Genomic DNA, 17,728 nt, shown 5'->3' with positions numbered 1-17,728 from the left:
GCATGCCTTTCACCCCCTATCCGCTCCCCGCCCGGGGCGCCGGCAGCTCCCGCCGCAACCCGGTGGAGGGCACCAACCAGGCGATCCTCTTCTCCCATCTCCATGACCGTGCCCTCCATGATGATGGGGTGGAAGTGCCCGTCACCCTGCTTCCGGACCACCGGACCCAGGGTTTCAAGGTCAAGTGGGACTATGGGGTGATCGGCACCCTGCCGGCCTCCTTCAAGGAGGAGTATCCCCAGTTGGTTCGGGTCACCGGCAGCCAGCTGACCCCGGAGGTCAGGGCCTTGGTGGAGGTCAGCCCGGAACGTGGTGGCCTGAGTGTGGATGTGCTGTTGCCGGAACCTCAGTGGGTGGTCCCGGTCAATGATCCGCCGATCGGATTATGGACCCTGCTGCCCTCCGGTGCTCCCGCCCCGGTTGATCTGAGCGCCGGTGCCGATGTCCCGGCAGATGAACTCGCCTCCCTCTTCCAGGCACAACTGCTGGTGAAACTAAGCCTGGTCAATGAGCGGGTGGCCGTGGCCTACGGCAACCGGGTCCTCGGGGTGCTGGGAGAAGCAGATTCGGCGGTGCTGCGGGATGCGATCGAACATTTCGCGCAGCTCGGCCTCGACACGGTGGCCCGGGCCTTTCTCAACGGCGATGAGATCACCGTGGAATGTGCCCGCACCGAAGAGCTTGACGACGCCGCGCTGGAACCCGAGATCTCGCCGCTGCCCGCCCTGCAGCTCCCCGCCTTCGAAAAGCCCGGTGGCACCACTACTCAAGGCATTGTCGAAGACCCCGGTGGGGGCTGGTCCCTGCACATTCCCTCCAGCAACTTCGAGGCCATCACCCCGGCGAAGATCGAGGAGCACAAGCAGAAGAAGCGGATCAGCTCCCCGAAGCTACCCCCGGTCTCTGCCACCCAGGTCATCCCGGTGGTGGATATTCCGGAGGAACCCGTCCAGGGCATCGTCCCGGGTGGTCCCGCTCAGCAACGGGTCGAGATGGAACCGCTACCTGTCGCCGAGGAACCGTTGGAAAGCAGCAGCAAGTGGCTCTGGATCATCGGGGTGCTCTTCCTGATCATCTTCCTGCTGCTCTTCTGGGGACTCTTCGGCTGATCAGTTGATCTCCAGTCCCCGCCAACGGTTCAGTGCGGCCAGCACCTCCTGGGGTCGCGGCAAACTGTAGTGACCGGGGTGCCCAGGGTGTGGGGAAAGACCGTCCAATCCCTCCACATCCAGCTTCTGGTACAGCTGTGCCAGAAGCTCCCGGAGGCTGCGCCCATCGGCTTCCCCCGCCAGATACTCCAGGGCCAGGGCGATCGCCTGGGTCTGGCCCGGATCCACCAGCTGGGAAAGCACCCTGAGGTCGATGTCGTTTCGGCCGTATTGGATGGCACCTGCTCCCCTGGCCCGGGCAGGTTTATGTTTATCAGCAGGGTGCAGGCTGGCTGGGAGCGGAACGCGTTGGCGCCGCGTGAAGTCTGCGGGAGGGGCAACTGGGGGTGCACCCGGAAAACGTGCGAGGACATCTCCAGCCTCATCCGTGGCATCCCGGGGCACATAGGAATCCATGGCGATCACGTGATCAGCCACATCAAGGTAGTCCCCCGAACCACCGGCCACCAGCAGGGTGGAGATCCCCAGCTCATCCCGCAGGGCCACCACACGGTCGATGAAGGGGGTGATCGGTTCCTTCCCCGCCGGAATCAGGGCCCGCATTCGCTGATCCCGGATCATGAAGTTCGTGGCTGAGGTGTCCTCGTCAATCAGCAGCAGTGAGGTGCCGACTTCCAGCGCCTCCACCAGGTTCGCCGCCTGGGAGGTGGAGCCGCTGGCGTTGGTGGTGCTGAAGGAGGTGGTGTCCACCCCGCCGGGAAGATCAGCGAGGAAGGGGGAGATGTTGACCCCGCTGATCGAGCGGCCGTCCTCCGCCCGGATCGACACCGCATCCGCCCTGGTGAGCACCCACTCTCTGCCATCCCCGGCGATATGGGGATACACCCCTCGTGCCACCGCCCGCAGCAGGGTGGATTTGCCGTGGTAACCGCCCCCGACGATCAGGCTGATACCAGCCGGAATCCCCATCCCGGCAACTTGACGGCCGGAGGGAAGATCGAAACTATGTCGCAGGGAATCTGGGCCCTGGAAGACCTCCACACCCCGGGTCAGTGGTTCATCACTGTCCCCGGCGCGGCGTGGCAGGATCGACCCATTCCCGATGAAGGCCACGAGGTTGCGTTCTGAGAGCTGGGACTGGAGGTGCAGCTGGTCGAGGTAGAGCTCCACGTGTTGGCGCAGGGCTTTCAGGTCCAGGTTGTGGAGGAGCGCAGCTATCTGGGGGAGCCGTTCGCAGAGCAGGTGTTGCGCGGCCCGCCCTTTGATGCGTCGCCCGGCGGCGGGCAGGTTGAGGCTGAGTCTTAGTTCGAGGGGGTCGTCGATAAGCACTGCGGTGCGGGGCAGTATCTCCTGGCCGAGAGGACCGATGGAGAAGTCCTGGCCCAGTTCCCCTGCCACCCTGCGGGCGATGAAGTCCCCGGCGGCGACTCTTTTTGCCGGGGTGTCCATCAGTTCTGCGGGCAGCTGGTTGGCCAGCAGGAGCCGGATCAGGGAGGCCGGAGCGTAGGGGTCAGCCTGGATGTGGTCCACGCTGAGTTCGCACCCAGGCAGCTGGTGTCGGCCCCGGATCTGGCGGTAGTCACCGTAGCCGCGGCCGTCGATGGAGCGTAGCGTCGCCGCCAGGGAGGTCATGTTAGCCCAGTGCCTCCGCGATCGGGGTGGTGCCATCATAGAAGTTGATCTTCTGGCCCACCGCGGCATTTTCCTTGATCACCTGCACCATCACTGCGGCGACATTATCGCGGGAGGTATCACCCTCCTTCCCTTCTGGGTCCCTGCCGTCGATCCGGCCGGATTCATCGGCCAGGGTGATTTTTCCGCTGCCCGGTTCCAGGGTCAGCTTGCCCGGGCCCAGGATGGTGTAGTCCAGGGTGGTGCTGCGCAGATGCTGGTCCGCCTCATTCTTCGCCCGGACGTAGGGGAAGAAGGAGTGGGATTCCGGTACCCGCTCCGGGTCGATGTCGGAGGTGGAGTAGGAGACCATCACATAGCGCTTCACCCCGGCCTGTTCAGCCGCGGCCATGGAACGCACTGCGGCCTCATGGTCCACCGCATGGGTGCGCTCCGGGTTGCCGCCGCCGGCGCCGGCGGAGAACACCACTGCTGCCGCGTCCCGGAAGGCTTCCGCCATTTCCGCTTCTCCGGCTTGTTCGATATCGAGCAGCACCGGGTTACCACCCACCCGCTTGATCTCGGTGACCTGTTCCGGTTTGCGGATGATGTTGTCCACCTCGAAACCGGCTTCCTTGAACTTGGGGGTGGCCAGTAGTGCGACTTTGCCGTGGCCGCCAAGAATGACTATTCGATCCTTCATGTGTTTTCCTGTCTTTAGTGTGTTCGGGCTTACATTATGTTCAACGGTCGGGTGGCGCAGGTTGTTCCGGGGGTCTTGGATTCACCGGTGGCAGGGGTTGTGGTTGACTTGTGCCTTACACGCTGGGCATGAATGAAGTCGACCCGGTGGGCACCCATGATTTGTCCCCATCCCGAATCCCACCTGGAGGAAGTGTTTCCGATGGTTGAGAATGAGCTCGATTCCACCTCAGGGGTCCCCCTCTACCGGCAGATCAAGGAGATCCTGCGCGCCGAGATCTCCAGTGGCCAGGTGAATGTGACCCGCCCCATGACCGAGGCACAGTTGCTGGAGCGTTTCGGGGTGAGCCGGGCACCGATCCGTCAGGCATTGCGGGAGCTGACCGATGAGGGTTATGTCTACCGCAAGCAGGGGAAGGGGACTTTCCCGATCCCGGGCCACCGTTTTGACCGTTCCCCGAATGTCCCCCAGGGTGGTCTGCAGGCCTTCCTCTCCGACCGCGGGTTGGAGGCCAGCTCGAAGGTGTCCACTCCTTCCCGGGCTCCGGCACCGACCTGGTTGCGGCAGCGTCTGAAACTGAGCGGGCCGGATCCGCTGTTGCATTTCACCCGACTGATCCTGGTGGAGGGTGTTCCGCTCGCGGATGCCGAGATCTTCCTGCGTTGTCCGGAGGACTTCAATCCCACCGCCAAGGAACTGCGGGTCACCGGTTCCGCCTTCGCTCTGCTGGAGAAGACCTACGGGGTGACTCTGGAGCGGGCTGAGCATGAGGCCTGGGCCACTCCTGCCACCACGGCCTATGCGACCCGGCTGAATGTGGAGCCGGGGAGTCCCCTGCTGGCCATTGAGACCGTCTTCTACACCACCGGTGGTGTTCCTTCGGGGTGGCGGATCGCGATGCATAAGCCGGATGAGTTCAAGTACCGCTTTGACACCCTCATCCCGCCGCGCACCTGAGTTTTCCCGGCAAAGATAGTACCTCTAAAACCTTTTTGAGCAGCGCCTTCTCCCCTGGCGGGAGGGGGCGTTTTTCTTCGGGTGGAACGGGGGCAGTTCCGCCGAACCCCACCCCTTGACTTTGGCATAACAACATGCCAATCTAGTTCCAACGAAGTAAGAGAGGTCACACCCCAGCGATAGTGTGCTTCGGCCCGCATGGCGGATGCAGGGCTCCCCGGTTCACTATCCACTTACCGCCAGCCACCGTCCCGGCGGAACATATTCCCCCTCCGGAACCCACCGCGGCAAAAAATTTCCCAACGTGCCCCCCGTGCACCGACGAAAGGTAAGCCATGACAGCAAGTAACCCTGTCGGCGAAAACACCGTCAACACTGTTCTCGGCCCCATCGCAGCCTCCGATCTCGGAGTCACCGCAGTCCATGAGGCCCTGCTCTCCGTACTCCCCGGCGCACAATACGCCCCGGACATCTCCCTGGACCGCCCGGAAATCTTCGAGGCCCTCGCCACCAAGCTCCGCGCCTTCAAGGCGGCCGGTGGCTCCAGCATCGTCGACTCCACCGGTATGTTCCACGGCCGTGACCTCCCCCTCTACGAGGCTCTGGCCAAGGCCACCGGCGTGAACATCATCGCCTCCACCGGTCAGGGTCCGGAGGAGCTGCTCGGCGGCTACTTCCTCACCCCGCAGACCAACCCCCCGACCCCCTGGCCCGCGGAGAAGTTCGCCGATCTCTTCGCCCAGGAAGTCACCGGAGGCATGGTTCATCCCCGCCTTGAGCGCCGTGCCACCGCCGGCCTGATCACCACCACCGGTACCGCTGCGGGTCTGACCGATACCGATGAGTCCCTGTTCCGGGGTGCCGCCAAGGCCGCCGCCGAAACCGGGGCAGCAGTCTCCATCCGTTATGGCGCTGATGCCCTGGCGGAACTGGAGCTGGTGCTCGAAGAGGTCTCCGCGGACCGCGTTCTGGTCGGCGGGCTTGACCGCCGCGATGCCCCCGCCGTGGAGATCGCCCGTCGTGGCGCCTACGTCGGCATTGACCACGTGGGCATCAACGAAGATGAGGACCTGCTTGACGACGCCGCCCGCGCCGACCTGGTGCTCGAGCTCGTCGCCGCCGGACTCACCGAGCGGATCATCCTCTCCGCCAACGCCATCGGCGTGGCCAAGGCCGTCGCCCCGAACGAGGTCCCCTTCGCGCAGGTCATCAGCGAGTTCATCCCGGAACTGAAGCGTCGTGGTCTCTCCGGGGAAGATGCTCAGACCATCCTCGTGGACAACCCGCGCACCCTGCTCACCGTCCGCTGATAACCCACCACACCGAGGAAGAGACACATGTCAAAGATCAATACCGTGCTGGGTACGATTCCGGTCGAGGAACTGGGATTCGTCGCCATCCATGAGCACATCGGCTACGGAATGCCGGGCTCCGAGCTCGACACCAAGTGGTGGAAGAGCCCCGAGGTCCGCTACGAGGAAACCGTGCCGAAGCTGCGTAAGTTCCACGACTATGCCGGTGGGGCCTCCACCTTCGTCGACGCCACCGGCATCTGCAACGGCCGCGACATCCCCTACTACCAGTCCCTCTCCGAGAAGACCGGGGTCCACATCGTGGCCTCCACCGGCTTCGTCGGGGGCGACACCGCCCTGGCACACTTCGCCCGGGCCTCCGTGGAGTACCTCACCGAGGTCTTCATCCACGAGATCACCGTCGGCATCGTCGGCACCAACGCCAAGGCCGGTGTCATCAAGGTCGGTGTCTCCCGGGGTGGTCGGATGACCGAACTGGACAAACGCATCTACCGTGCCGCTGCCCGGGCCGCAGTGCAGACCGGGGTGCCGGTGATGACCCACCTGGCCATCGACGCGGAACCAGCCATCGCCATCTTCCAGGAAGAGGGCCTCGACCTGGACCGCGTGCTCTTCGGCCATGTCGATGACGGTGTGAACCACGCCCAGACCCCCACGGAGCGCATCCTCGAGGTCGGTGGTCGCCTCGGTTTCGACACCTTCGGCTACGAGACCGAACTGCCGGACCCGCCCTTCTGGGCCCGTCCCCGCAAGGACCGCATGGACCACTTTCTGCGCACCATCAACGCCGGCCACCTGGACAAGGTGCTGGCCTCGGCGGACGCGAACTGCTCCCCGCTGGGTTGGCCCGGTGTCAAGGGCCACACCATCAACTACATCTTCGAGGTGCTGATCCCGGACCTCGAGCGCAATGGTATCGATCAGTCCGCCATCGACCAGATCTTCCATGACAACGCCTACTCCTACCTGGCCCAGCAGTCCTGATCCATCAGTACACCTCCCCTCAGAAAGCGATAGAACAATGAAGACTGAAGACATCAAGAACCTGAAGATCGGCGTCATCGGCGGCGGTTACGCTGGCGCCACCGCTGGCCTGGCACTGTCCCAGATCGGCGCAAACGTCAAGGTCTACGAGCAGGCCCCCGCCTCCGGTGAGGTCGGGGCCGGCATCGGCTTGCGCCCCGCATCCGTCAAGCTCTTCAAGAAGCTCGGCATCTTCGAGGCCATCGAGAAGGTCACCTCCCCCTCCGACTTCTTCGAGATCCTGGACGCCAAGGGCAACCGCATCACCCTCGAGGAATGGCCGCACCTCTCCGAGGGCGAGGAGAAGCACAACACCCGCATGATCCACCGTCGTGACTTCATCGACGCCCTGACCAGCCAGCTGCCCGAAGGTGTCCTCCAATACGGCTACCGCGCCGAGGAGATCATCGACAACGGCGACTCCGCCACCGTGAAGTTCAGCAACGGTGAGGAAGAAACCTTCGACATCCTGGTCGGTGCCGACGGCATCAAGTCCAAGGTCCGCACCCTGTGGTCCGATTCCCAGCCGGTCATGCAGCACGCCCACGCCTACCGTGCGGTCATCGACGGTTCCATGGGCGAGGGGCTGCTGGTCGACGACAACCTGCGTCTCTACCTCGAGGCCGAGACCGGCCGGATGATCTATTTCCTGCCCCTGCGCCACCGCGGTGAGAACGGCCAGATCTCCTTCGACATCACCGTCCCCCACGAGGACACCTCCTGGAACCCGAATGTCTCCCGGGAAGAGGTGCTCGAGATGCTCAAGAACTTCGATGAGCGCCTGATCAAGATCGTCGAGAAGCTCGATTGGGAGCAGGTCAACCAGCGCGCCGCAGCCGACCTGGATCCCCAGGACAAGTGGAACTCCGACGCGGTCGTCCTCGTCGGCGACGCGGCCCACGCCATGCTGCACCACCAGGGTCAGGGCGCGAACTCCGCCGTCATCGACTCCGGTGTGCTGGCTGACTGCATCGTCGAGGCAGGTACCGTGGCTGAGGCACTGGCCCTCTACACCGCCAAGCGCAAGGAGCCGGTCCAGGAGCTGCAGCGCATCTCCCGCGAGTCCTGGAACGCCGAGTCCGCCGGCAAGACCGCCTTCCCCGAGAAGGAAAAGATCGACTACTAGTCGCCCAGTCACCTATCTGCCCTGATGGCGTCGTCCGCCGCTGCACCCCCTCGCGGTCAGTGCGGCGGCGCCATCCGTCACATCCGAAGAAAGAAGAACGCGAGAAGATGACCCTCCACCCCGAGATCCAGAAGATCGTCGCCCAGATCCCGCCTGCCTCCACCACCCCGCCGAACCCCGCCGAGATGCGGGCCTTCGAGGCCGGCAACGTCCCCCCGCTGGCGGATCGTACCCCGATCAACTCCGTGGCGGACAGCACTCTGGCGGAGGTACCGGTCCGGATCTACGCCGACACCGAGGCACCGAAGGGCACGATCGTCTACTTCCACGGCGGTGCCTTCTTCTCCGGCAGCCTGGACACCCACGACCACGTCGCCCGCTCCCTGGCCAAGGAGACCGGCTGGCAGATCATCTCCGTGGGCTATTCGCTCTCCCCCGAGGTGGCCTTCCCGGTCGCCCTCCAGGAGTGCTACACCGTGGTCCGCGAGGTCGCTGAATCGCTTGACGAAGCCCCGCTCGCCCTGGCCGGGGACTCCTCCGGCGCGAACTTCGTCGCCGCGGTCACCGCCATGGCCAAGGACGACAACTTCGACCGGATCACCCACCAGATCCTCTACTACCCCTCCGTCGACCTCGACTTCGACCAGGAGCGTTGGCCTTCGCTGAAGGAGAACGCCGAGGGCTACGGCCTGGAGTACAACGGCCTGGCCCCCTTCAACTCCTTCTACCTGGAAAACGGTGCCGACCCCGCTGACCCCCTGGTCTCCCCCATCAAGCGGGAGGACCTCTCAGGCCTGCCCAAGGCACTGATCATCACCGCCGGTTATGACCCCCTGCGTGATGAGGGCGAGGCCTACGCGGCGAAGCTGCGTGAGGGGGGCGTCGATACACAGCTCAAGCGTTATGACGCCGCCAACCATGGCTTCCTCGTCAACTTCTCGTGGATCCCCGAGTTCTACGAGGTCTTCCACGACACCGCACGTTTCCTGAACTAACCTCCCCGCTTTTCCCGCAGACGGCGCGCATCACCTTGCCGATGCGCGCCGTTCTGCATCCCCAAATCCCTTCATGTGACCCGGAAAGAGGCCACCATGAGCACCACATCCCCCACCAAGAAGTCCTTCTGGAGCTATGAGAACAAGCTCGTCACGGTGTTCTTCTTCGCTGTCGGCCTGGTCTTCTTCGACCGTCTGATCATCAACTTCCTCATGCCCTTCATCCAGGCGGATCTGGGCCTGAATAACGCACAGGTGGGCCAGCTCGCCGGTGCCGCCGCTCTGACCTGGTCGATCGCCTCCATCGTGGGTGGCCGGATCTCGGACAAGGTGCCCAGCAAGCGGCTCTACCTCGTCCTGCTCATGGTCGTCTTCTCCGCGGCCTCCTTCCTGCAGGGCTTCGTGGTCACCTTCGTCCACCTGATCATCCTGCGCCTGCTCATGGGCATGTTCGAGGGGCCGACCATCCCGGTCACCCAGTCGGTGCTGGCCATGGAATCCTCCCCGCACCGCCGCGGCTTCAACCTCGGCTTCACCATGAACACCGCCAACGGCCTCTTCGGCGGCGTCCTCGCCCCCATCGTGATCGTCGCCCTGGCCAATATCTTCGACTGGCGCACCGCCTTCTTCTTCACCATTCTCCCCGGCCTGATCATGGCCTTCGTCATCTGGAAAATGATGCGCGAACCCCAGGCCGTGACCCCGGAGGCCCTCGACTACGCCAACCCGGACCACAAGGGCGGAGTCAGGGAGGTGCTGGGCAATCGCAATGTGCTGCTGTCCATCATCATGTTCTCCGGCTTCATGGTCTACCTGATCTCCCTGCAGGTCTTCGGCCCGCTCTACCTCACCAATGTCCGCGGCTGGACCGCCAGCTCCATGAGCCTGATCCTCGCCGCTTTCGGCGTGGGCACCGCCATCTGGGGTTTTGTCGTCCCGCTGATCTCGGACCGCATCGGACGCAAGCCCACCGCGATCCTCTTCGGCCTGCTGTCGACCCTGGCTCCCCTCTCCTTCGTGTTCATTGAGAACCCGGGTCTGTTGGGCGCTGCGGTCTTCGTCTTCGCCGCCGGCATGGGTGTCGGTGGCCTGGCCATGTCCGTCATCCCGGCGGAATCCGTCCGGCCAGCCGTCGCCGGTCTGGCGGTCGGCCTGCCGGTGGGTATCGGCGAGTTCGTCGGCGGTTTCCTCAACCCGGTGATCACCGGTGCCATCGCCGACCAGTACGGCCTGGCCTCGGCGCTGTTCATCTCCTCCGGGGGAGCGCTCGTTGCCACCTTCTTCGCGCTCTTCCTCAGGGAGTCCGCACCGAAGATCCTGGACCGGAAGTCCCCCCTGGCCGCCGAGAACATTCCGGCGGTCTGACCCCGCAGCCTGGCTGCAGAAAAAAGGACCTTCCCCGTTGGGAAGGTCCTTTGTGGTTCCGCATCGACCTCAGTAAATGTGGATCAGATCGCCGACCTGCAGCTGATTGAAGTAGACCTCGGCATCCCCCGGTGCCAGGCGCACACAACCATGGGAATCACCTTCCGGATCGCCCTCATGGAAGGCGTGGCCCACACTGGTGAAGTACACGGCATAGGGCATCGGTGCCATGTCGAAGGCATAGGAGACATCATGGACGACCTTGCGGCTGACGTGGAAGGAAGACCGTGGGGTCTCATAACCCGGACCACCCTGACCGATGGGGACCGCCCCATAGGTGACTTCACCATTTTCCTGCAGCCAGGCACGCTCCCCAGCCAGATCCACGCAGGCCCGGGCAGCGGGCGGGCACTCCCCGTAGTCGAAGGGCCCCGCAACGACCTCCTCGACTACGACCTCCTCCTGCACCGGGGAGGGTGCTGCCAACTCCGTGGGGGCCTTCTCCTCAGCCGGCATCAGGGTGACTGCGGCCATGACCCCGAGCGCGGCCAGGAAGGCCCCACCGGCGATGAGTGGGACACGACGGCGGGTAAGGGGAGAACTCTGGGAGGGCATGCCCCTCACCCTATAAGGTCTCCCCTGCCCTGTCAGGCCAAGTAAAACAGCAGTTCAGGGATCAGCGCTTCAGGTAGCCATGGCAGGTGGTGAAGAAGGGTGAGGGCTCCAACCGGGGATCCTTCTCATAGCCCAGCTCCGCCGCGATGGCGGCAAAGGGCGAGTAGGGAGAATCACTCGCGGTGGCCCCATGCTTTGCGACGGCCCCGCGGACCCTGGCCTCAATGTCCAGGCTCTCCTGCAGGGCCCGCTGTGAGGTTTCGCGATCCAGCTCCATGCCGACCTCCTGCCCGGTGGCATCCCGATAGGGATGTCCCTGGAACATGCGGTTGGGCTTGACCACATCGCGGAGGTGCTCCAGGGAGCTGCGGTAGGCCTCGGGGTCCTCATAGCCGGGGAAACCGTTGGCGGCACCGTGGATCTGCACGGCATCACCGACGAAAACATCATTCTGGCCCTTGATCACATAGGCCACCGAGCCCTCGGTGTGGCCGGGGATATTGTGCACCTCCACCTCGGCGTTGCCCAGGTTCAGGGTCTCCCCGCCACGCAGGATCACATGGGGTTCCATCTCCCCGGAGATCGCCCCGGCCATCATCCTCGTCTGCTCGGCTTCGGCATCCGGGTGGTCAATGTAATCCGCCCGCAGGTTCAGGTAGTTCTCCACATGGGCGCGACGGGACCGCAGGTAGGGCAGATCCTTTTCATGGAGGGCCACCTTCGCCTTCCGTCCCGTTGCCTCCCAGAGGGCATGTGCCCCACCGAGGTGGTCGATGTGGCCGTGGGTCAGCAGGATCCAGCGGACATCCTCGATGCTGCGGCCGAGCTTGGCCAGTTCCGCGATGGTCGCCTCCACGGTGGCGGTGACCCCGGTGTCCACCAGGGCGGGCTCTTCGGCGTCGATGAAGAAGGAGTAGAGGCCGAATCGGCCCCAGGGGGAGAAGATGGTGTGAACATTCACGTCGTGAGTCATGGTTTTCCTCCTCGGTTCAGGATTACCGGACGGGAACCCTTGCTTGGACCACTTTATTATAATAATATGTTGTTTATCACGTTCGGGTGCTCCCCGTCAACGGATCACGTTGCGCCCAACCGTACCTTTAAGGAGCTGGACACCCATGACAGACTTCACCACGATCGAATCCGGTGGAACGCAGATCGCCGTCCGCAAGGACCTGCGGATTCCCATGCGGGATGGCGCGCTGATGGCCGCCGACGCCTACCACCGCCCGGATGAAAAACCCCGCCCCGCACTGATCGCACTGAGCCCCTACGGCAAGGAACTCCAGGCCTACTCCCTGAAGATGCCGGGCCAGTACCGCCCCTCCGTCCTCTGGGACGGCTGCATCGAGGCCGGTGACATCGCCCGCGTCGTGAACGAGGACTATGTCCACGTCATCGGGGATATCCGTGGCACCGGACACTCCGAGGGTGAGCACATCGGCAACTACAACGCCGGCGGAGTCTCCCTCGGCGAGGACGCTTATGACTTCATCCAGTGGGTCGCCGAGCAGCCCTGGTGTGACGGCAATGTCGGCATGATCGGCACCTCCTACTTCGGTTCCATGTCGGTGCTGGCCGCCGCCGAGAACCCCCCGGCCCTGAAGGCCATCTTCGTCAACGGCGGCCACTATGACTTCTACGAGACCACCTATCACGGTGGCGTGATGTGGCTGATGCCGCGCGCCGCCAGGGAAGGCCGGGGCGGCGACTCCGGCTGGGCCTTCACCGACGGGGTGAAGTCCCGCATGCTGGAGAAATACTCCAAGTCCGAGATCGCCGAGCTCGTGGCGGAACGCCTCAAGGACGCCGATGTCGCCGCCTGGCCGAATATGTTCCACACCCTGACCTACCCCAAGAACCATGAGGCCTGGTTCGACATCGTGATGAACGACCTCGACGGTGAGTGGTACGAGGAGCGCAACCCGATCACCCTGGCCGAGAACATCCAGATCCCCACCTACCTGCAGATCGCGCAGGGACGTGGCTGGACCATGGACGGCACCATCGAGCTCTACAACACCGTCCAGGGCCCGAAGAAACTGGATGTCCTGGCCTACCCGCCGATGAATTCCCGCCCCTTCGTCGACGCCCATGATGAGATGTTCCGCTGGTACGAGTACTGGATCAAGGGCATCGACAACGGTGTGATGGATGAGCCGGCCGTCAACATCCACATCGAGGGCTCCCACCAGGAGGCCACCGGCACCGAGTTCCCCCCGAAGCAGGTTGAACACCGCCCCCTCTACCTGCGGCCCCGTCATATCCTGGCCGAGATCCCGGAGCCGCTCGGTGAGGAGTGGGCTGCACCGGAGTCCTTCACCCAGCTGCCGATGACGCTGACCAATGACACCGCCATGATCTCCTGGTCCACCGCCCCCTTCAAGGAGCCGACCGAGATGATGGGCACCGGTGCCGCCCACATCTTCGCCGCCATTGACCAGGATGACACCAACTTCATCCTGCGGCTATGGGATGTCGCCCCGAACGGCAAGCGTCAGCTGATCACCACCGGCTACCTGAAGGCCTCCCAGAATGAACTGGATAAGGAGCGCTCCACCGAGGGCAGCCCGGTGCATCCCCACACCTCGAAGACCCCGGTCACCCCCGGTGAGATCAACGAGTACATCATCCGGATCTACCCCTTCGCCAACTCCTTCCAGCCGGGCCATAAGCTGCTGGCCGAGCTGTCGAATAATGAGCCGATGTCGGATGAGCACAACGCGCTGCTGCCCCCGGATGCCTTCCACCTGCCGATCGGCCGCAAGACCACCACCACGGTCTACCGGGACGCCAAGCACCAGTCCCGTCTGCTGCTGCCCTACACCCTGAAGTAGGCGGCACAGCGGACCACCCCGGTGCTCACGCCGGGAAATTATCCCGCAGGTCCTCACCGGGGCGGGGAATGGGTTGCCCCTGCCCATCCATGTACTCATGCAGCCTGCCGATGAGTTCGGCGAAGACACTGCGGTGCCGGAGCAGGAAACGGTAGACGGAATCCCCGCGGGCCGAGGTGCGGGTGAAGTCCAGCCCGGGGTAGGTGAAGAACACATCCCACAGGGGATTCATGTCCTGGCGCATCGATGCCCGCGCCAGGAGCAACAGGGGGCGATCCCCCCCCGCCGCTCCAGCACATTCGGGTCGCAGCCCCGTGCCAGGAGGCGGGCAACCAGTGGGGCCTCCACCTCCGGGTTCTCCATGCCGGACCCCAGGGTGTAGCCCGCTGCGGCCTGGGCCCGGGCCAACTCCCGGGAATGGGCCTCATCCACCTCCGCCCGGAACTCCGCCAGGCGGATGAGCAGTCAGTCCGGGACCAGCCGGGCATCCCGGGGAAAACTTTCGAAGTCCCTGGCATAGACCTCTGCCGGCAGGGGCGGGTCCCAGGCAGGTTCGTGGTCCCAGTTGAAACGGTCCCTGATGTCGAAATCCGCCCCGGCCTGGCTGCGCCGGTTGTGCATGATGCTGCTGACCCCGAACCAGGCGCCGATCCCCGAGGCAGCCGTTGCCTCCCGTGCCGCCTGAGCCCCGCGCAGCACACCCTCCGGCACCGGCAGCTCCCGAACCTCCACTCCCCCAAAGACCCGAAGCTCCGCCGGGTTCTGATCGGCGACCAACCGGATAAGCAGTTCGAAGCGCTCCCAGCCGCCCTGTTCCTGCAATTCGTCGATGATCTCCTGCCCGAACCAGCCTTCTGCTGCGACCGCGATGGGTCACTGATACGGGTAGCGGCGGGCGCGGGCATCGTGAAGCGCTGTCCTGGCCTCCTCCCGCAGGTGATCCACCTCAACCACACTGAGCCGGCAGGTATCCTCCCCATCACTGAGTTCCACCCCGTGCCCCGACGGAACCCTGGCGAGCATCTCTCTGCCACTCATCCGCTCATGCCAGCTGCCGATCCGGGGCGTGCTCCGCAGCTGCTCCTCCACGAGGAACACCCGCTGGTGGGGAACCTTCTTCACCGAGCGGGTCACCGGCTCACGGACACCGGCACCACATTCATTCAGACCCCGCCAGGGCACATAAAGCACACTGTGGAAAAGCGGCACTGCAACTGTTCGACAGGGGCCGAGAACAGTGGTCTCAGCCCGGGGGGAGCATGACGGAATCTCCTCTGCTTGACGACGGCCCCAGCCTACCGGGCGATACCCCCTGTTCTGCAGGCCCGGCGCAACCCCCACTGCCCGGCGGCCATCACCACCGCATGCGCCCCCACCGCCAGGGGACGAATCCAGGCGAGCCAGCGATGCCGGGTGACGACGCACCAGGTGATGTGCATCCTGGTCCCCTCCGCCACCGTCTCCGCCCGGAAACTTCCCGCCCCACGCAAATCACCGGAGGCGGCGAAACGGGCGCTGCGTGGGGAATGTTTTTCTACCAGGAGCAGATCCAGACACAACTGATAACCCAGGGGGCTCTGAACCACCAGGCCACCCCGACGCCCATCCCCACCCAGACTGGACCGCCGCACCCCCGGCCACCAGCTCGACCAGGAGGAAAGATCCGAGATCACCTCCCAGACGCAGTCAATGTCCGCCGGTACCAGCCAGGTGCTCTCGAAATGGAAGGGCGCGGATTCCCCCTCCCCGGCCGCGGTATGCCGGTGAGGGGAGCGCTGTGGTTCGGGTCGGAGCATCATGGGCCTTCCGGGATGGCGAACCTCAAGGGGGCTGTTTCCACGATCCTAGCGCCCCGGGGTTGCCCGCCCACATCCATTCCGTGGTTGTCGATAAGCGGGAGAGACCCGAACTGGGTCACAATGGAGGGCATGAAGATCACCCGTCACGTCCACGCCTGCGTCGAGATCGAACATGAGGGCTTCCGGATCGTCATCGACCCCGGCGGCTTCGGCGCCCCACATGATCTGGTCACCGCACAGGCGGTGCTGATCACCCACCGCCACCCCGACCACATCGACACCCCCGCCCTGCTCAAGGCGGTGAAGAAAAACCCTGATCTACAGGTCTACGCCCCGGTCGCGGTCGCTGAAGAACTACCTGTGGACATCCGGGTGGTGGCCCACGGCGACACCTTCGAGCTGGGTGGACTGAAGATCGAGGTGCTCGGTGCCAAACACGCCATCAACGTCCGGGTCCTGCCGGTGGAGGAGAATGTCGGCTACCTCATCGACGGTCGGATCCTCCACCCCGGTGATGCCTTCCACCCACGGGCCGACCTGGAACTGGTGCTGCTGCCCGTCAACGGCCCCTGGGTGAAGATGCTCGACATTGAGGAATGGCTGGTCGCCTTCCCACCGAAGCGTTTCATCGGCATCCATGATGGCATCGTCAACTCCCATGGCCTGGGCATCAACGAAAAGATCCTCAACCTGCTGGCCACCAAGGTCGGCGCCGAGTACCTGCCGCTGCGCCCCGGGGAAAGCCTCGATACCTAAGACACCCGCTGCCCCCGCGAAATCCAGACTCAACTCCAGGGCTTTCCGGGCTACCGGGGTGTGATCATCAGCACAGAAGAGCTCAATAAGCTCAACCCCCAGGGAATTAAGCTTCGCCGCCAGGGGCCGGGACTGGGAGGCGGTGAGAGGGTCAGCACTGCCACCACTGATGAAGGTGGCCGGGAAATCACGTTCCCCCGGTATAAGCCCACAACGCCTGCCGCACACCCCACCCCGGAGCCGCTCCGGATCGATGCCGTACCCGGAGGCATGCTCCACCAGATGAGAATGAGCCGCATTAAGCTGATGCAACGCAGTGGGATAACGCCGCCCCGGCGCGATGTCATAGCCCAGGGAAACCACGGTGAAACCGGCTGCTGTCAGCCGCGCATAATAACCGCCGTAGTCCTGCTGGGAACCGGAGAGCCAGGCCTCACCATGGGTCCAGATGATCGTCGGCAATGTCCCGGCGTACCTCAACGAGCGGCATCCCGGTTGAAGAAGAACCGCACCAGCAGCGCGCCGGGCCAGAGGTTGAGGATTATCATGGGCCTGATCTTTCCGTTCCTCGGATCAGAAGAGGCGGATCAGAATGACTCCGATGATGATCACCAGCAGACCGAGCAGCTGGGTGGGCCGGATCTTCACCTTCGCAGAGCCGAGCAGCCCGAAGACGTCGATCATGAGGCTGGCGGCCATCATGCCACTCAGGGTGAGCACCACGGTCAGCCCGGTACCCAGGGTGGGTGCGAGGAAGGCGTTGGCGAATACGAGGGTGGCTCCCAGCACACCGCCACTCCACATCCACCAGGGGTTATTTCCCTGGCTGGGTTTCGCCACGCCCCGCCAGGGGGTGCGGGTCAGCAGCACCAGCACCAGTAGGCAGAGCACGCCGATGCTGAAGGAGGTCAGTGCGGAACCCACGGCTGAGCCGAGGATGGTGCCCAGGTGTCCGTTGACCGCGGTCTGGGTGGCGCCGCAGGCACCCATCACCAGGCCGAAGGTTCGCCAGAGCCATTGTCCGCCGCCGTCGGCCGAGGTGGCGACCTCCCGCTTCCGCCCGATCATCCCGACCACCAGCAGTGCTCCCAGGAGTACTGCGAGGGCGCCTGCCACCCGGGTCGCGCTGAGGTTGAGTTGTGGGGCGTTGAAGAGGCCGAGGGCGTCGATAAGCAGGCCCATGAAGATCTGGCCGGCGACCGGCAGGATCACCGTCTGCACGCTTCCCACCCTGGGGAAGAGCAGGATATTGCCGGTGAGCACCACCACCCCCAGGGCACCGCCGCCGAAGATCCACCAGGGATGTCCGGCAGTGGTGGAAAAATTGGGCAGGGGGTGGCCACTGCTGATCCAGGAGGCCACGAAGAGGCTTAAGGTGCCTACCGCGAAGGAGATCAGGGAGGCGAGCAGGGGTGCGCCGACCGAGAGCCGCAGTCGGGTGTTCACCGAGGTCTGCACGGGCAGCAGGGCACCGGCGAAGATGCCGAAGAGGAATGCCAACACCGCAGGTCTCACCGCC

The 17,728-nt window shown here is 64.4% G+C and carries 18 protein-coding genes and 1 pseudogene; 9 read left to right on the top strand and 10 right to left on the bottom strand.

All coding sequences use genetic code 11. The features are described 5' to 3' along the window. Positions 1-2: 2 nt before the first annotated feature. On the top strand, positions 3-1,109 hold the full coding sequence (locus COCCU_RS05040) for a hypothetical protein (RefSeq protein ID WP_156230513.1): 1,107 nt from the start codon (positions 3-5) through the stop codon (positions 1,107-1,109). On the opposite strand, the gene COCCU_RS05035 is transcribed toward COCCU_RS05040, so the two are convergent. After that, positions 1,110-2,741, bottom strand: coding sequence for an ABC-ATPase domain-containing protein (locus tag COCCU_RS05035; protein WP_156230512.1), 1,632 nt, complete (start codon positions 2,739-2,741; stop codon positions 1,110-1,112). A gap of 1 nt (position 2,742) precedes the next feature. Continuing rightward, positions 2,743-3,423, bottom strand: a complete 681-nt coding sequence (locus COCCU_RS05030; protein ID WP_156230511.1) for an SDR family oxidoreductase — start codon at positions 3,421-3,423, stop codon at positions 2,743-2,745. A 201-nt stretch (positions 3,424-3,624) separates the two neighbouring features. Here COCCU_RS05030 and COCCU_RS05025 point away from each other — a divergent pair, with 201 nt between their 5' ends. The 6 genes from COCCU_RS05025 to COCCU_RS05000 all read left to right on the top strand — a co-directional run bounded on the left by COCCU_RS05025 (position 3,625) and on the right by COCCU_RS05000 (position 10,202). Continuing rightward, positions 3,625-4,380 (top strand): GntR family transcriptional regulator, encoded by a 756-nt coding sequence (locus COCCU_RS05025; RefSeq protein ID WP_156230510.1) that lies wholly within the window; start codon positions 3,625-3,627, stop codon positions 4,378-4,380. A 335-nt stretch (positions 4,381-4,715) separates the two neighbouring features. Continuing rightward, positions 4,716-5,690 (top strand): phosphotriesterase family protein, encoded by a 975-nt coding sequence (locus tag COCCU_RS05020; RefSeq protein ID WP_156230509.1) that lies wholly within the window; start codon positions 4,716-4,718, stop codon positions 5,688-5,690. Positions 5,691-5,717: 27 nt separating this feature from the next. Continuing rightward, positions 5,718-6,677, top strand: a complete 960-nt coding sequence (locus COCCU_RS05015) for a phosphotriesterase family protein (RefSeq protein ID WP_156230508.1) — start codon at positions 5,718-5,720, stop codon at positions 6,675-6,677. 37 nt (positions 6,678-6,714) lie between these two features. Further along, complete coding sequence (locus COCCU_RS05010) at positions 6,715-7,842, top strand: FAD-dependent monooxygenase (RefSeq protein WP_156230507.1); 1,128 nt, start codon at positions 6,715-6,717, stop codon at positions 7,840-7,842. 107 nt (positions 7,843-7,949) lie between these two features. Beyond that, positions 7,950-8,837 carry an alpha/beta hydrolase gene (locus tag COCCU_RS05005; protein ID WP_156230506.1) on the top strand — a complete coding sequence of 296 codons (888 nt, stop codon included), beginning with the start codon at positions 7,950-7,952 and terminating at the stop codon, positions 8,835-8,837. Positions 8,838-8,933: 96 nt separating this feature from the next. Next, entirely contained in the window at positions 8,934-10,202 is a 1,269-nt protein-coding gene (locus COCCU_RS05000) for an MFS transporter (RefSeq protein WP_156230505.1), read from the top strand. 69 nt (positions 10,203-10,271) lie between these two features. Here COCCU_RS05000 and COCCU_RS04995 read toward each other — a convergent pair whose 3' ends face one another. Further along, positions 10,272-10,817, bottom strand: a complete 546-nt coding sequence (locus COCCU_RS04995) for a L,D-transpeptidase (protein WP_231598870.1) — start codon at positions 10,815-10,817, stop codon at positions 10,272-10,274. 61 nt (positions 10,818-10,878) lie between these two features. Beyond that, positions 10,879-11,790 (bottom strand): MBL fold metallo-hydrolase, encoded by a 912-nt coding sequence (locus tag COCCU_RS04990; protein ID WP_156230504.1) that lies wholly within the window; start codon positions 11,788-11,790, stop codon positions 10,879-10,881. A 145-nt stretch (positions 11,791-11,935) separates the two neighbouring features. Between COCCU_RS04990 and COCCU_RS04985 the strand changes: the two genes are divergently transcribed. Next, positions 11,936-13,654, top strand: coding sequence for a CocE/NonD family hydrolase (locus COCCU_RS04985; protein WP_156230503.1), 1,719 nt, complete (start codon positions 11,936-11,938; stop codon positions 13,652-13,654). 25 nt (positions 13,655-13,679) lie between these two features. On the opposite strand, the gene COCCU_RS04980 is transcribed toward COCCU_RS04985, so the two are convergent. The 4 genes from COCCU_RS04980 to COCCU_RS04965 form a co-directional block, all read right to left on the bottom strand. Beyond that, entirely contained in the window at positions 13,680-13,886 is a 207-nt protein-coding gene (locus COCCU_RS04980) for a hypothetical protein (protein WP_156230502.1), read from the bottom strand. A gap of 233 nt (positions 13,887-14,119) precedes the next feature. Then, entirely contained in the window at positions 14,120-14,476 is a 357-nt protein-coding gene (locus COCCU_RS04975) for a hypothetical protein (RefSeq protein WP_156230501.1), read from the bottom strand. A gap of 51 nt (positions 14,477-14,527) precedes the next feature. Continuing rightward, positions 14,528-14,863: a hypothetical protein gene (locus COCCU_RS04970; RefSeq protein ID WP_156230500.1), complete on the bottom strand. Its 336-nt coding sequence runs from the start codon at positions 14,861-14,863 to the stop codon at positions 14,528-14,530. A gap of 86 nt (positions 14,864-14,949) precedes the next feature. Beyond that, entirely contained in the window at positions 14,950-15,453 is a 504-nt protein-coding gene (locus COCCU_RS04965) for an SRPBCC family protein (RefSeq protein WP_156230499.1), read from the bottom strand. Positions 15,454-15,582: 129 nt separating this feature from the next. Between COCCU_RS04965 and COCCU_RS04960 the strand changes: the two genes are divergently transcribed. After that, positions 15,583-16,209 (top strand): MBL fold metallo-hydrolase, encoded by a 627-nt coding sequence (locus COCCU_RS04960; RefSeq protein WP_197088442.1) that lies wholly within the window; start codon positions 15,583-15,585, stop codon positions 16,207-16,209. 249 nt (positions 16,210-16,458) lie between these two features. Here COCCU_RS04960 and COCCU_RS14630 read toward each other — a convergent pair. Both COCCU_RS14630 and COCCU_RS04950 read right to left on the bottom strand, forming a co-directional pair. Next, a pseudogene (locus COCCU_RS14630) lies at positions 16,459-16,671 on the bottom strand (alpha/beta hydrolase); the annotation flags it as partial. A gap of 111 nt (positions 16,672-16,782) precedes the next feature. Next, a complete protein-coding gene (locus tag COCCU_RS04950; RefSeq protein ID WP_156230497.1) occupies positions 16,783-17,712 on the bottom strand; it encodes a DMT family transporter in 930 nt (309 codons plus the stop codon). Positions 17,713-17,728: the final 16 nt, after the last annotated feature.

The sequence above is a fragment of the Corynebacterium occultum genome, from assembly GCF_009734425.1.
Lineage (GTDB): Bacteria > Actinomycetota > Actinomycetes > Mycobacteriales > Mycobacteriaceae > Corynebacterium > Corynebacterium occultum.
Note: the sequence above shows the minus strand (reverse complement) of the source record. Positions and strands in the feature narration are given on the sequence as shown.

Coding starts and splice junctions, on each gene's coding strand:
- COCCU_RS05005 (WP_156230506.1), top strand. CDS start 7,950: ATGACCCTCCACCCCGAGATCCAGAAGATCGTCGCCCAGATCCCGCCT.
- COCCU_RS05010 (WP_156230507.1), top strand. CDS start 6,715: ATGAAGACTGAAGACATCAAGAACCTGAAGATCGGCGTCATCGGCGGC.
- COCCU_RS04985 (WP_156230503.1), top strand. CDS start 11,936: ATGACAGACTTCACCACGATCGAATCCGGTGGAACGCAGATCGCCGTC.
- COCCU_RS05040 (WP_156230513.1), top strand. CDS start 3: ATGCCTTTCACCCCCTATCCGCTCCCCGCCCGGGGCGCCGGCAGCTCC.
- COCCU_RS04995 (WP_231598870.1), bottom strand. CDS start 10,817: ATGCCCTCCCAGAGTTCTCCCCTTACCCGCCGTCGTGTCCCACTCATC.
- COCCU_RS05020 (WP_156230509.1), top strand. CDS start 4,716: ATGACAGCAAGTAACCCTGTCGGCGAAAACACCGTCAACACTGTTCTC.
- COCCU_RS05025 (WP_156230510.1), top strand. CDS start 3,625: ATGGTTGAGAATGAGCTCGATTCCACCTCAGGGGTCCCCCTCTACCGG.
- COCCU_RS05000 (WP_156230505.1), top strand. CDS start 8,934: ATGAGCACCACATCCCCCACCAAGAAGTCCTTCTGGAGCTATGAGAAC.
- COCCU_RS04990 (WP_156230504.1), bottom strand. CDS start 11,790: ATGACTCACGACGTGAATGTTCACACCATCTTCTCCCCCTGGGGCCGA.
- COCCU_RS05035 (WP_156230512.1), bottom strand. CDS start 2,741: ATGACCTCCCTGGCGGCGACGCTACGCTCCATCGACGGCCGCGGCTAC.
- COCCU_RS04980 (WP_156230502.1), bottom strand. CDS start 13,886: ATGAATCCCCTGTGGGATGTGTTCTTCACCTACCCCGGGCTGGACTTC.
- COCCU_RS05015 (WP_156230508.1), top strand. CDS start 5,718: ATGTCAAAGATCAATACCGTGCTGGGTACGATTCCGGTCGAGGAACTG.
- COCCU_RS05030 (WP_156230511.1), bottom strand. CDS start 3,423: ATGAAGGATCGAATAGTCATTCTTGGCGGCCACGGCAAAGTCGCACTA.
- COCCU_RS04965 (WP_156230499.1), bottom strand. CDS start 15,453: ATGATGCTCCGACCCGAACCACAGCGCTCCCCTCACCGGCATACCGCG.
- COCCU_RS04960 (WP_197088442.1), top strand. CDS start 15,583: ATGAAGATCACCCGTCACGTCCACGCCTGCGTCGAGATCGAACATGAG.